General features: G+C 65.8%; 11 protein-coding genes. 2 read left to right on the forward strand and 9 right to left on the reverse strand.

Annotated elements, in window-relative coordinates:
- Positions 1 to 80: 80 nt before the first annotated feature.
- Positions 81 to 2,360 (forward strand): ComEC/Rec2 family competence protein, encoded by a 2,280-nt coding sequence (locus tag AX729_RS31480; RefSeq protein ID WP_061028067.1) that lies wholly within the window; start codon positions 81 to 83, stop codon positions 2,358 to 2,360.
- A 119-nt stretch (positions 2,361 to 2,479) separates the two neighbouring features.
- Here the strand turns inward: AX729_RS31480 and AX729_RS40765 are convergent, their stop codons facing one another.
- From AX729_RS40765 to AX729_RS31510, 6 genes are all read right to left on the reverse strand, one after another.
- Positions 2,480 to 2,914: a hypothetical protein gene (locus AX729_RS40765; RefSeq protein WP_061028125.1), complete on the reverse strand. Its 435-nt coding sequence runs from the start codon at positions 2,912 to 2,914 to the stop codon at positions 2,480 to 2,482.
- Between the two features lie 457 nt (positions 2,915 to 3,371).
- Positions 3,372 to 4,073 (reverse strand): transcriptional repressor LexA, encoded by a 702-nt coding sequence (gene lexA / locus AX729_RS31490; protein WP_060737749.1) that lies wholly within the window; start codon positions 4,071 to 4,073, stop codon positions 3,372 to 3,374.
- A gap of 176 nt (positions 4,074 to 4,249) precedes the next feature.
- Positions 4,250 to 5,461 (reverse strand): molybdopterin molybdotransferase MoeA, encoded by a 1,212-nt coding sequence (locus tag AX729_RS31495; RefSeq protein ID WP_061028068.1) that lies wholly within the window; start codon positions 5,459 to 5,461, stop codon positions 4,250 to 4,252.
- Between the two features lie 229 nt (positions 5,462 to 5,690).
- Positions 5,691 to 5,885 (reverse strand): hypothetical protein, encoded by a 195-nt coding sequence (locus tag AX729_RS39130; RefSeq protein ID WP_082770589.1) that lies wholly within the window; start codon positions 5,883 to 5,885, stop codon positions 5,691 to 5,693.
- Positions 5,886 to 6,040: 155 nt separating this feature from the next.
- The gene (locus AX729_RS31505) at positions 6,041 to 6,664 is read right to left on the reverse strand and encodes an HAD family hydrolase (RefSeq protein ID WP_061028070.1); all 624 of its coding nucleotides are present in this window, start codon (positions 6,662 to 6,664) and stop codon (positions 6,041 to 6,043) included.
- Positions 6,665 to 6,679: 15 nt separating this feature from the next.
- Positions 6,680 to 7,813 (reverse strand): alpha-hydroxy acid oxidase, encoded by a 1,134-nt coding sequence (locus AX729_RS31510; RefSeq protein ID WP_061028071.1) that lies wholly within the window; start codon positions 7,811 to 7,813, stop codon positions 6,680 to 6,682.
- Between the two features lie 306 nt (positions 7,814 to 8,119).
- Here AX729_RS31510 and AX729_RS31515 point away from each other — a divergent pair, with 306 nt between their 5' ends.
- Positions 8,120 to 9,457 (forward strand): S41 family peptidase, encoded by a 1,338-nt coding sequence (locus tag AX729_RS31515; RefSeq protein ID WP_061028072.1) that lies wholly within the window; start codon positions 8,120 to 8,122, stop codon positions 9,455 to 9,457.
- A gap of 113 nt (positions 9,458 to 9,570) precedes the next feature.
- Here the strand turns inward: AX729_RS31515 and AX729_RS31520 are convergent, their stop codons facing one another.
- The 3 genes from AX729_RS31520 to trpC all read right to left on the reverse strand — a co-directional run bounded on the left by AX729_RS31520 (position 9,571) and on the right by trpC (position 13,797).
- Positions 9,571 to 12,291: a bifunctional diguanylate cyclase/phosphodiesterase gene (locus AX729_RS31520; protein WP_061028073.1), complete on the reverse strand. Its 2,721-nt coding sequence runs from the start codon at positions 12,289 to 12,291 to the stop codon at positions 9,571 to 9,573.
- Positions 12,292 to 12,455: 164 nt separating this feature from the next.
- Positions 12,456 to 12,974: a cyclic pyranopterin monophosphate synthase MoaC gene (gene moaC / locus AX729_RS31525; RefSeq protein ID WP_061028074.1), complete on the reverse strand. Its 519-nt coding sequence runs from the start codon at positions 12,972 to 12,974 to the stop codon at positions 12,456 to 12,458.
- Position 12,975: 1 nt separating this feature from the next.
- On the reverse strand, positions 12,976 to 13,797 hold the full coding sequence (gene trpC, locus AX729_RS31530; RefSeq protein WP_061028075.1) for an indole-3-glycerol phosphate synthase TrpC: 822 nt from the start codon (positions 13,795 to 13,797) through the stop codon (positions 12,976 to 12,978).
- Between the last annotated feature and the right edge of the window lie 2 nt (positions 13,798 to 13,799).

The following is a 13,799-nucleotide window of genomic DNA, read 5'->3' on the forward strand; positions in this document are numbered from 1 at the left end:
TTCCCGATCTGTACCGCTATTCGCGCAGTCGCACGTTCCGGTAGCCTCCGCCCCCGTCGCGTATCGTAAGGTGCAGGGGAATGGCGGAGTCGGGGCGGCCAGCTCGCTCCCAGGGAGTTGCCGGGACGTGGCCGGTCGGCCGGGCCGCACCCGCAGGCGGCTTTGCCTCGGCGGGCTCCGGCGTTTGGCCGGCAATCGCGGAAACGCTCCGACAATGGGCCCGCGCCGAGGCCGGGCCTGGCCGGCTGTTGCCCTGGGTGCCGGTCGCGTTCGGCGGTGGTATCGCGCTCTATTTCGCTGCCGATCATGAGCCGGTGCTGTGGGTCGTCGCCGCGACGGCGGCCGTGCTCGCGCTCGGCGCCGTGCTGTTGCGGCGCAGCTGGCTGTTTGCTCCGGCGATCATGATCGCGGCCGTCGCAGCCGGGTTTGCCGTGGCGACCTGGAAGACGGCGCGCATCGCCCATCCGGTGCTGGCCAAGCCGCTCTATGCGGTGTCGCTGTCGGGCTACGTGGAAGCGCGCGACATCCGCGAACGCACGGATCGTTTCGTGCTGCGCGTCAGTACCATGGAGGCGCAGCGCAGCGACGTCAGGCTCGAGCGCGTACGGCTTTCGGTGCGCAAGGGGACCGCACCGGAGGTCGGCAGCTTCGTGCAATTGAAGGCACGGCTGCTGCCCCCGATCTCGCCTGTGCGCCCCGGCAGCTATGATTTCTCGCGCGACATGTTCTTCCAGGGCATCGGCGCTTCCGGCTTCGTGATGGGGGCGATCACGGCCTCCGCGCCGCCGGATGCCGCGGTCCTGCGGCTGCGCTACGCCGCGTTCATGCAGGGGCTGCGCGATGCGATCGACGCGCGCATCCGTGCGACGCTCGAGGGCGACAATCGCGCGATCGCGACGGTGCTGCTCACCGGACGGCGCGATGCCATCTCGGCGCCCGTCAACGATGCCATGTTCGTCTCGGGGCTCGGCCATGTGCTGTCGATTTCCGGCTATCACATGGCGGTCGTCGCCGGCGTCGTGTTCTTCGCGGTGCGCGCGCTGCTGGCGTTGATCCCCGGACTGGCGGCCGGCTTTGCCATCAAAAAGTGGTCGGCGGCTGCGGCGCTGGTGGCGGCTGCGTTCTACCTGCTTCTGTCAGGCGCGGAGGTCGCCACGCAGAGATCGTTCTTCATGACCGCGGTGGTGCTGATCGCCGTGATGGTGGACCGCCGTGCCATCACCTTCCGCACGCTGGCGGTGGCCGCGCTGATCGTGCTTGCGGTCGCGCCCGAAGCGCTGGTTCACCCGAGTTTTCAGATGTCGTTTGCGGCGACGCTCGGGTTGGTGGCGCTGGTGCAGATCGGCATGCCGAACCTGCTCGCATCGCCCGATCACTCCGCAACGGCGCGGGTCGCGCTGTGGGGCGGCCGGGAGATCGCGATACTGTTCCTGGCCTCGTTGATCGCGGGGCTTGCGACCACGCCATACGCTGCCTTCCATTTCCACCGCGTCACGCCATACGGCGTGCTCGCCAATCTCGGCGCGATGCCGGTGGTCTCGGCGCTGGTGATGCCGGCGGGTCTGCTGGGACTGCTCGCGGCGCCCTTCGGGCTCGACGGCGTGTTCTGGTGGCTGATGGGCATCGGCATCGAGTGGATGGTTGCGGTCTCGCGCTGGGTGGCGGCTCTGCCGGGTGCAGTCGGCCGCATTCCGGCCTTCGGGATCGCGCCGCTGATCGCGGCCAGCCTCGGTATCATCGCGATGGGTCTGTTGCGCACACCCTTGCGCTGGGGCGGGGCCCTGGTGCTGCTGGCAGCGGTCCTCTGGGGGCTGTCGGTGCGGCAGCCCGATATCCTGATTGCCGGGGATGGCCAGAGCGTGGCGGTGCGGGGTGGGGATGGGCGCCTGCACGTGATCCGCGCGAGCAAGGATGGCTTCCTGCTGAAGGAGTGGCTGGCTGCCGACGCCGATCCGCGCGATGCCGCCAATGCCTCGTTGGCGAGCGGTGTGTCGTGTGACGAGTCCGGCTGCGTCACGCCGCTCGCAGACGGGCGGCTGGTCGCGCTGTCCTTGCGGATCGATGCGCTGGCGGACGATTGCAGCCGCGCCGCGCTGGTGGTGACGGCTTGGCCCGCGCCGCCCGATTGCGCGGCGATGGTGGTCGATCGGCTGCGTCTCGCCAGTCAGGGCGCGCTGGCTCTGACGCGGAACGGCGACGGCTTCTCGGTCAAGGCGGTGAGGGCGCGGGGCGCGAGCCGCCCCTGGCTGCCGGCCGGTGCCGGCGAGGGGGATTTCGGCGGCAGCCTTGCGCCGAGGACGGCGGTGTCGCGCAACCGGGACGCAACCCCGTCGGAGGCGGACTTGCAGGCTGACGATTGAGAACGGATGCGGAAGCGGTCCGATGGGACATCGCAGGACGCAAATCATACCATCTCGCCGGCCTCGGCCGGCGATGGCATTTCGATCCTGGCCCTCGACCGATGGGCCGGGGCGTCGACTCAGCCGATCGGCAGGCGCGTGATCGTCGGCCGGGCGCCGGCAACGATCTGCGGCTTGTGCTCGCGTTCGCCCACCGGCTGGGTCACCGGCAATTGCAGCACGGTCGCGCGCTGGCCTTCGACGAGCTGTGTCACGAGCACGTATTTGCCGTCGGGGAATTCGATCGCGTCATGATGGCGATCGGGAATGTGCGGGTCGATCTTGCCGAACTTGCCGACACGGGAGTTGACGGTGCGCGTCCAGATCCAGCGGTTGTCGTAACGAACGTTGTCGGCGAAGGCGAGCTCCGTTCCCGGCAGCAGGCAGACCGCGACCGAGAGATCGGCTTCGGAGGCGAAGCCGCGTGTCGAGGTGCCGCGGAAGGTTGTCGTGACGATGGTCTCGCCCACCTCAGCGGGGCGCGTCGCGACGGCATGCAGGCTGTAGTCACACATCGGGTGCTCCTTCATGCGAAGATGAGGACCCGCACCTCTTTCTGAGGCGCAGGCCTCTATCAGGTGGAAGCACGCGACGCTCTGCTTGGTTATGGGCAAATCTGCGGCTGCGTCTGCAAGCCGCGATCACATTATCTTTCCCGCATCCAATAGGAACAAAGCTCGCTTCCGTGTGTTCGGGAGCCGCATTCTAGCGAGCTAGCTGGGCGCCTCCGGCGACATCAGTAGCCTTGCAGCGTAACGACACATTCGTTCGGTAGCGGTATGCGACGCTGATGCCGCGACTTGGCGCGCGGTCATTTCTCGAACGCGAAGGCCGCAAAGCGATGCTGCTTCGAGCGGTGTGCCGAGAATGTCGCGCCGGAACAGGGGCCGGATAATCTGTGCAGAACCAGAAAAACCATCCGGCCGGAGCGGACACACATCCGCTCCAAAGCAGTTGAGCGGCTAAATCCGCTCAGTACTTCCGGTAAAGCCCGATCAGCTTGCCCTGAATCTTCACCCGGTTCGGCGGAAGAATACGGACTTCATAGGCTGCATTGGCGGGCTCGAGCGCGATGGAGGCGCCGCGCCGGCGGAAGCGCTTGAGCGTGGCCTCCTCGTCGTCGATCAGCGCCACCACGATGTCTCCGGTATCGGCGCTCTCGTTGCGCTGGATCAGCGCCATGTCGCCGTCGAGGATTCCGGCCTCCACCATCGAGTCGCCGCGCACTTCGAGTGCGTAGTGCTCGCCCGAGCCGAGCATGTCGGGGGGCACGCTGATGGTATGGCTGCGGGTCTGCAACGCCTCGATCGGCGTGCCGGCCGCGATGCGGCCCATCACGGGCACCGCGACGGGACGCTCGCCCTCGTCAGCGGGCGGGCTGGAGCTCGCGCGTATCTTGCCGAGATTGCCCTCGATGACGCTCGGCGTGAAGCCGCGGCGATTGCCGGCGGCCGCCTGGAGCTCGGGCAGCTTGATGACTTCGATGGCGCGCGCGCGGTTGGGCAGGCGGCGGATGAAGCCGCGCTCCTCGAGCGCAGTGATCAGGCGATGGATGCCCGACTTGGAGCGCAGGTCGAGCGCATCCTTCATCTCATCGAAGGACGGCGGCACGCCGCTCTCCTTCAGACGTTCGCTGATGAACCGCAGAAGCTCGTATTGTTTGCGCGTCAACATCTCGACCAAAGTCCCCCGGTTGATGTCGTTCGATTCCGAGACGAGGAGTTCAGCGATAAGCTGCTACACGTTCGAAACAAATCATGAACGGACACTATATGTTCGATATGTGTTCCGCAACTGCTTAATTTATGGTGAACAGAGCGAGACTCGCGCGATGCGTGTGGCCGTGCAGCTCAGACGGGCAGGCGCAGCACCTCACAGGCCGTGCCGGCGTCGGCCCTTGGCGCGAACGGTGCGCGCACGAGAAGTACCTGTGCCGCAGCCAGATTCGCAAGCAGTGAGGAGTCCTGATGGCTGACGGGAATCGCGACCAGCGTGCCGTCGCCGCGCGGCTCGAGGCGCGCACGCAGATAATCCTCGCGCTGGTCGTTGGCGCCGAGATCGGTGCCCAGCACGGCGCGCTCGCGCTGATGATGAATCGCCGAACGGTCCGACAGCGCGCGAATCAGCGGCACCATGAACAGGAAGGCGCACACGTAGGATGACACGGGATTGCCGGGCAGGCCGATCACGCGCATCGCGCCGAGCCGTCCGTGCATCATCGGCTTGCCCGGCCGCATCGCGATCTTCCAGAACGCCATCGCGATGCCTTCGTCCCTCAGCGCCTGCTGGACCAGATCATGGTCGCCGACCGAGGCGCCGCCAGTCGTGACCAGGATGTCGGCGCCGCTCTCGCGGGCGCGGCGGATGCCGGCCGTGGTGGCCTCCAGCGTATCGGCGGCAATGCCGAGGTCGATGGTCTCTGCGCCCTCGCTGCGGGCGAGCGCGTGCAGGGCGTAGCCGTTGGAGTAGACGATCTGGCCGTGGCTTGGCGCGGTGCCCGGCATCACCAATTCGTCGCCGGTGGCGAGGATCCCGACCTTCGGGCGGCGGCAGACGGCAAGCTCAGGGTGGTTCATGGCGGCCGCAAGCGCAAGATCGCGCTCGGTGAGGCGGGTTCCTTTGCGCAGGAGCACGTCGCCCTCGCGGAAGTCGACGCCGGCGGGGCGGATGTGCCGGCCCAAAATCGCGGCTTCCTTGATCGTGATGCGCTTGCCCTCGGCGACCGTGTCCTCCTGGATCACGACGGCGTCCGCGCCGGCGGGAACGACGCCGCCGGTGAAGATCCGCACAGCCTCGCCGGCACCGACCGATCCCGCAAATGGCCGGCCTGCCGCAATCTCGCCGATGACCGTCAGCCGGGAATCGATCCTCGCCGCATCGGCCGCGCGCACGGCATAGCCGTCCATCGCCGACATCGCCTGCGGCGGCTGCGTGCGTCGCGCCGCGACGTCGCGCGCAAGCACGCGATGGTAGGCCTCATTGAGGGAAACCATCTCTTCTGGCAGCGGCTCGGCACCCGCCAGCACCGCTGCAAGCGCGTCGGAAACGGGCATCAGGGCCAAAGATGAAATCTCCTGCTGGCTGGCTCGGGCAAATTGGCAGCGGGAGTTCTAGCCGAGTGCCGGCGCAGAGGCAAAACGCGCCGAGGCAGGATGATTCATCCTGCCTCCTGATCGTTGAATGGAGATGCAGTTCAAATCCGCGGCACGATCCGGAACGCGAGACAGACTGGCACGAGGATGGCCATGGCGAGCATGAGGAAAATGAACGCCACGGCCAGCATTGGTCAGGTCAACTCCGCGTCTGCTCGCCCGGAGTGACGTCGGGAGCTTTGGGGCTCTGATCTTTGTCCGGAAGAGGATCGGCCTGGGATTTCAGGTCGGCGGCCTTGCTGATCAGTTTGGCGGAGAGGCGCGAATCCGACGTGGTTCTGGCGAATTCGAGAAGCAGAGAGGCTTGTTTAGTGAGGTAGGATTTGCCAAGCACGAGAATAAGTCCGATGTAGAAGACCCAACCGACTCATAGAGTCCGGAAGAGGTATTCCGTTCCCGGAACTTCGTACAAAAATGCACAAAGTCATTTGGTTCCTTATCTGGAGCCAATTTAGTTCCGGGAACCGATCCTAGCTAGAATCCGAGCGGTCAAATTCCCAGCGACAGTAACGCGTTGCCGACGTCTCGCGGCGAGGTCACATGCACGGCGGTCAATCCGCGCGCTCGTGCGCCTTCGACGTTCTCGGCCAGATCGTCGAAGAACACGATGCGCTCCGCGGGGACGCCGATCGCCGCCACGACATGGTCGAAGGCCTCCGCATCAGGTTTGCGCAGACCGATGCTGGACGACAGGTAGACCTCGCGGAAATGGCTCAGCAGATCGGCGTACTCCTTCGAGAAATAGTCCACATGCGGCCGATTGGTGTTGGAGAAGGCGTAGAGCGGCAACTGCTTTGCCGCGCGCGGCAACAGTTCTGCGATGTCAGGCATCTCGCCCGCAAAGATCGCGTTCCAGCCCTCCAGGAACTGCGCATCCGAGATGCCGATGCCGAGTGAGGCACGCAGCGAGGCGAAGTATTCCTCGTCGCTGATCTTGCCGACCTCGTGCAGCCGGTAGGCCTCGTCACGCACATAGCGCGCGACGATGGCTTCCGGCTCGCAGCCGGCATATCCTGCCCAGCAGGCGATCGCCTTGGAGAAATCGATATCGAGCACCACGCGCCCGAGGTCGAACAGAAGCGCGTCCGCGCTGCCGGGAGAGAGGGAGGTCATCGTGTCCTTTTCACTTCAGTATCGATAAGGCTCGTGGTCGAACAGCGGGAACGCGCTGAACACGCTCGGCGGGTTGGTGGCGGTCGCCGGATGCAGGCAGGATGGATTGACCTCGGCGAACGAGGTGGCACCCAGGAGGCCGAGGCAGCGCAGCACTTCGTCCTCCAGCAGTTCCAGCATCCGCACCACGCCGGCTTCGCCCGCCGCAGCCAACGCCCAGCATTGCAGCCGGCCGATGCCGACGATGTCGGCGCCCGCTGCGATCGCCTTGACGATGTCGGTGCCGCGGCAGAAGCCCCCGTCGACCATGATCTTGGACCGGCCCTTCACGGCTGCGACGATCTCGGGAAGTACATGCATGGCGCCGAGGCCGTGATCGAGCTGGCGGCCGCCATGGTTGGAGACGTAGATCCATTCGACGCCGTGATCGACCGCGATCTCGGCGTCTTCTGCGGTGGCGATGCCCTTGAGGATCAGCGGGATCTTGAACTTGTCCTTGACCATCTTCACGGTCCGCCACTCCAGGCCCTTCTGGTAATCGCCGCCGGTGGCGCGCAGCCGGCTTTCGCGAACATAGCGCTTGGCGATGTCACGCTCGCGACGGCTGTAATGGGCGGTGTCGACGGTCAGGCAGAAGGCCGCGTAGGCGTTCTTCTCGGCGCGGCTGACGACATCGGCCACGAAGGCATCGTCGCCGCGGACATAGAGCTGATAGAGCCGCAGCGCGTCCGGCGCGGCCTCGGCGGTCTTCTCGAGGCCGGGTTCGGACACCGAGCTCAGCATGTGCGCCGCACCAAAAGTGCCGGCGGCGCGTGCCACGCTTGCCGCGCCATCCGGATCGAAAATCTCGAGGGCACCGACCGGGGCGAGGACCACCGGCAGGCGCATCTTGCGGCCGAATTGATCGACCCCGCCGTCGACCTGGCGGACGTCGCGGAGCACGCGCGGGCGGAAGGCGATCTCGTCCAGCGCCATCCGGTTGCGGCGCATCGTGGTCTCGGTCTCGGCGGCGCCGACGATGTAGTCCCAGGCATTCTGGTTGAGGTTGGCGCGCGCCTTCCGGACGAACTCGTGCAGATTCTGGAACGGCTCGTTGCTGGCGCCGAGTTCGACGTTCCGTTCCGGCCGGATGCGGGGCGCTTCGTTCATTGTCGTCCTCCCGAGAATTTGAAGTGCTTTCGCCATCGCCTATCGCGTCCGGCCCTCCAAAACCATCCTAAAATCGCATAGCTGCGAGGGGTAGGCGGCACGACCGCTTTCCGCTTTGCACGAAACAGTCTCGGAACGTTGCCAAATGTTCAGGCCAAGGCGAAGGGATTTCTTCAGCGCACCCGCTGACGTGGCATCCCGGCCTTGAAGAAACCGGAATGGTATTGTGAGAAGCGGGCTGGATCGCCATTTGCGTGGCGTCTCCTGATCCCAAGAGAACTGCCAAGCAAAAAGGCGACCTCATCGATGCGGAAAACCCTGCTGTTTCCCCTGGGCGCGCTCACCGGAGCGTGTCTGACCCTTCTGGCAGCCAGCCCGCACGGCGGAGTATGGGCGGCACGGGCGGCAGCGAACGCGGATGACGCCTATTCCCAGCTCAACCTGTTCGGCGCAGTGTTCGAACGGGTCAAGGCCAGCTACGTCGAGAAGCCCGACAATGCCAAGCTGATCGAGGGCGCGATCACCGGCATGGTGACCTCGCTCGATCCGCACTCCCGCTACATGAACGCCAAGGCCTGGACCGAGATGCAGGAGACCACCTCCGGTGAGTTCGGCGGGCTCGGCATCGAGGTCACGATGGAGGATGGCCTCGTCAAGGTCGTCTCGCCGATCGACGACACGCCGGCTTCGAAGGCCGGCATCATGTCCGGCGACCTCATCAGCAAGATCGACGGCGAGGCCGTGCAGGGCATGACGCTCGAGCAGGCGGTCAACAAGATGAAGGGCCCGGTCAACACCAAGACCAAGCTCACCATCGTGCGCAAGGGCGCCGACGCGCCCCTCGACGTCGCGATCACCCGCGAGATCATCCATGTGCGCCCGGTGCGATTCCAGGTCGAGAACGGCGACATCGGCTATATCCGCATTACCTCCTTCAACGAGCAGACCACCGATGGGCTGAAGAAGGCGATCGCTTCGATCACCAAGCAGATCCCCGCGGAGAAGCTCGCGGGCTATGTGGTGGACCTGCGCAACAATCCGGGCGGCCTGCTCGACCAGGCGGTGTCGGTGTCGAGCGCCTTCCTCCAGCGTGGCGAGGTCGTCTCGACCCGCGGGCGCACTCCGGAAGAGACCCAGCGCTTCACCGCGCATGGCGGCGATCTCACCAAGGGCAAGCCGCTGGTGGTGCTGATCAACGGCGGCTCGGCTTCGGCGTCTGAGATCGTCGCCGGCGCGCTGCATGACCACAAGCGCGCGACCCTGATCGGCACGCGCTCCTTCGGCAAGGGCTCGGTGCAGACGATCATTCCGCTCGGCTCTGGCAATGGCGCGCTGGCGCTGACCACAGCGCGCTACTACACGCCGTCGGGTCGCTCGATCCAGGCTCAGGGCATCGCGCCCGACATCGAGATCCTCCAGGACGTGCCGCCCGAGCTCAAGGGCCGGATGGATACCATGGCGGAGTCCCAGATGCGCGGGCATCTGCAGGCCGCCGACGGATCCGAGCAGACCGGGTCGCAATCCTATGTCCCGCCGGAGGCGAAGGACGACAAGGCCCTGCATGCGGCTTACGACTTCCTGCATGGCGTCACCGTGAATGCAGCGGCGGCGAAGCCGGCACCGAAGGCCTCTGTGCCGAACTGAATCTTGCGATCTACAGCCGACGATCCCCCGGGAGCACGTGACCGCTCCCGGGCGAAATACTTCGGGATGTTGTCCTCGGCTCGGAGTCGCTCCCTGCCATTGGCAGCGGAGGCCTAACCGGCCTCGCGCCGGCGGCGCTCGCTGCCTTCGCGCCGGGCGAGCCGGCTGCGATGCAGCGCGAACAGCTCCAGCATCTTGTTGGCCGGCTTTGCGGCACTGAACAGATAGCCCTGCATCTCGGAGCAGCCGAGCGCGCGGAGCAGGCGCCGCTGCTCTTCCGTCTCGACGCCCTCGGCCGTGGTGGTCATGCGGCGGGCGGTCGCCAGATTGACCACGGCCTGAACGATGCTGGCCGAGCCGTCGGGGCGGGCGATGTCGTCGACGAAGCAGCGGTCGATCTTGATCTTGTCGAAGGGGAAGCGGTGCAGATAGCTCAGGGATGAGTAGCCGGTGCCGAAATCGTCGAGCGCGATGTGCACGCCGATGGCACGGAGCTGGTGCAGGATCGCGAGCGCCGCGTCGTCGTCGCGGATCAGGACCGCCTCGGTGATCTCGAGCTCCAGTCGGCTCGCCGGCAGGTTCGAGGCGGCGAGCGCCGCCATGATCTTCAGCGCCAGCGTGCCGCTCTTGAATTGCACCGGCGAGACGTTGACGGCGAGGCGGATGTCGTCGGGCCAGCTTGCCGCGTCCCGGCACGCGGTCGCCAGCACCCATTCGCCGATCTCGTTGATCAGGCCGGTGTCTTCGGCGATCGGAATGAACTCGGCCGGCGAAACCATGCCGCGCTCGGGATGGCGCCAGCGCACCAGCGCTTCGCATCCGGTGATGCGGTCGTCCTTCAGGCCGAGGCAGGGCTGGTAATAGACCTCGAGCCCGCCATTGGCGATGGCGTGGCACAGGTCGCTCTCGAGCTGGCGGCGCTCACGAACCCTGGCGTCCATCTCCGGTTCGAAGAAGCGGTAGGTGTGGCGTCCGGCGGATTTGGCCGCGTACATCGCCATGTCCGCGTTCTTCAGGATCTGGTCCAGCGCCGTGCCGTGGTCCGGCGCGAGCGCAATGCCGATGCTGGCATCGGTGGTGAGATGATGTCCCATGCAGTCGAACGGCGTCCGGATGGCTTCGAAGACCCGCGCGACGAGTTCGTCGACCCGGTCCAGCGACGTCACCTGGCTCTGTACGATGGCGAATTCGTCCCCGCCCAGCCTCGCCACGAAGTCCGCCGGGCCCGCACAGCGGCGAAGGCTCTGCGCAACCGATTTCAACAGCTCGTCGCCGACGAGATGGCCGAGCGCGTCGTTGACGCCTTTGAACTCGTCGATGTCGATGTAATGCACGGCGATCCGTTCGCCGTCGGCGACCGCGGCCAGCTCCTGGCGCAGATGCTCGTGGAACTTGGCGCGATTGGGCAGGTCGGTCAGCGCGTCGTAATGGGCGAGGTGAGTGATGCGTTCCTCGATGCGACGGCGCTCCGTGATGTCCTCGTGGGTCGCGACCCAGCCGCCATCCGCGAGCGGTTCGTTGAGGATGTGGATCGAGCGGCCATCGGAGGTATCGACCACCATGGAATTGCGTATATGGATGCTCTTCAGCACCAGCGCGACGTAAGCGTCGACGTCGCCTGTGAATGAGCCGGTCGCCTTGCGATGGGCGATGATGTCGTGGAAGCTGGAGCCGGGCCTCACGAACTCGGCCGACAATCCGTACATCTCGATGTAGCGCTGGTTGCAGACCACGAGCCGCTGCTCGGCGTCGAACAACAGAAGGCCTTGCGTCATGTTGTTGACGGCGCGGTCGAGCCGCTGCTTTTCCAGCGTCAGCCGTTCGCGCGAGAGGCGGTGCTGCTCCAGCAGCTTGCGCACGACCGCGATCAGCACGCCTGCGATGGCGAGCGCGGAGGAGGCGGCGACCGAGACCAGGATGCCGATCTGCTCGCGCCAATCCGTCAGGGCCGCCGCGCGCGTCGTCGTGGCCATGATCAGGATCGGGAAGTGGGGCAGGGCACGCGCGGAGATCAGCCGGTCCTCGCCGTCGACGGGGCTCGTGAAGCGGCCGGCGAAGTGATCGAGCCCGAAAACCCTCTGCTGCGCGAAAGAACCGGTCTTGAAATTTCGCCCCATCAACTCGCTGGAATGGGGATAACGGGCGAGCAGCGTGCCGTCCCGATGCAGCATCGAGATCGTCGCACCATCGCCGAGCACGACGGAGGCGAAGAATTTCTCGAAATTGGCGGGCTCGATCCCGCGTCCAACGACACCGAGGAACTCGCCGCCTGGCCCGACGATCTTCCGGGCGACCAGAATGGTCCATGTGCCGGAGACGCGGCTATGCAGCGGCTCGATCAGGACATCAGGCGAAAAGGGATCGTACTTGAAGGTGCGGAAGTAGGCGCGATCGGCCACGTTCACTTTGGGAGCCGGCCATGCCGTCGACGAATTGATCAGATTGCCGTCGGCATCGATGACGTTGACGCCGCCGATGTAGGGCAGCGCCTCGATCTTCGAGCGCAGCATCCGGTGGACGTCCTCGCCCGAGAGGCGATTGCGATAGTCTTCTCCGGTCGCGATCCCGTTGGCGCGGACGTGATCGACGAAATCCTTCTGGATGACCGCGAAGTCCTGCAACTGCTGATCGAAATGGTGAGCGAGCAGCAGCACGGTGTTTTCCAGCTCGCGGCCGGAGTTGCGCAGCGTCCGTTCCCGGAAATTCTGCGCCATCAGAACCGAGCCTATGGCGATGGCTGCGATCAGCAGCGTGCCGCCTACGACCAGCCAGCGGATCGGTCCGCTGCGCAAGAAGGCGTGGTCAAAGAGGCGACTGCCGAATCTCGTCATCATGCTGGGTCATTGCCGTACACACGCCAGGATCAATTCTTGGCCCGAAAACACCCGTTGGTTTACGGGAACGGTGTGGAGGCAAAGTTAGCAAGACGGGTTAACGCAACGTCAATGGCCGCACACAAAAGCGGTCGATGCGCGCGGCGCCGCTGAAGAGAGCCGCTTCAGGCGCGATAATGGCCGGATTTGCCGCCGAGCTTCTCGACCAGATGAATGCCCTCGATGCGCACGCCGCGCTCCACCGCCTTGATCATGTCGTAGATGGTGAGGCAGGCGACCGAGACGGCCGTGAGGGCCTCCATCTCGACGCCGGTCGGGCCCGTCACCTTCACGCTGGCCCGAACGAGGCAGCCCGGCAATTTCACGTCGGGCTCGATGTCGACCGTCACCTTCGACAGTGCAAGCGGATGACAGAGCGGGATCAGTTCGGAGGTGCGCTTGGCGGCCATGATGCCGGCGATGCGCGCGGTGCCGAGCACGTCGCCCTTCTTGGCGTTGCCGGACACGATCAGGTCGAGCGTTGCCTTGCTCATGACGACGCGGCCTTCCGCGACCGCAAGCCGCTCCGTCGCGGGCTTGTCCGAGACGTCGACCATCCGCGCCTCGCCGGAGGCGCCGATATGGGTGAGGGCGGGGCCGGCCTTGGATCTGGCCGTCCTCGTGCTGGCTGTTTTGCGCGGCATGTCAGCGCGTGCCCGTCGCGCGCGTCGTCGTCTTGCGCGCGAGCAGCGCCCGCGTTGCCGCGGTCACGTCGGCCTGCCGCATCAGGCTCTCGCCGACCAGGAACGTCGACATGCCGACGCGCTCGAGCCGGGCGAGATCTTCGGCCGTAAAGATACCGCTCTCGCCGACCATCAGCCGATCTCCAGGAATCAGCGGCGCCAGCGTCTCGCTGGTCGCGAGCGTGGTCTCGAAGGTGCGCAGATTGCGGTTGTTGACGCCGATCATCGGCGAGCGCAGCTTCAGCGCGCGCTCGAGCTCGGCGCGGTCGTGGATCTCGATCAGCACGTCCATGCCGCAGGCGATGGCGGCGTCTTCGAGGTCCCTGGCGGTGGCATCGTCGAGCGCCGCCATGATGATCAGGATGCAGTCGGCGCCGTGCGCGCGCGCCTCGACCACCTGATAGGTGTCGAACATGAAATCCTTGCGCAGCACCGGCAATGACGTTGCCGCGCGCGCCGCCACCATGAAGTCGAGATGGCCCTGGAACGACGGCGTGTCGGTCAGTACCGAGAGACAGGCTGCGCCGCCCGCCTCATAGGCTTTTGCGAGTGCCGGCGGGTCGAAGTCGGCCCGAATGAGACCCTTGGAGGGCGAGGCCTTCTTGATCTCGGCGATCAGCGCGTAATCACCATGGGCAAGCTTGCTCCTGATCGCCCGGAGGAAACCTCGCGGCGCGGAGGCGGTCCTGGCTTGCGCCTCCACGGCGGAGAGTGGATGCGACCGCTTCGCTGCCGCGATCTCCTCGCGTTTGTAGGTCTCGATCTTGGTCAGGATGTCGGACATGC

The sequence above is a fragment of the Bradyrhizobium sp. CCH5-F6 genome (genome assembly GCF_001556045.1).
In the GTDB taxonomy this organism is placed as follows: Bacteria; Pseudomonadota; Alphaproteobacteria; order Rhizobiales; family Xanthobacteraceae; genus Bradyrhizobium.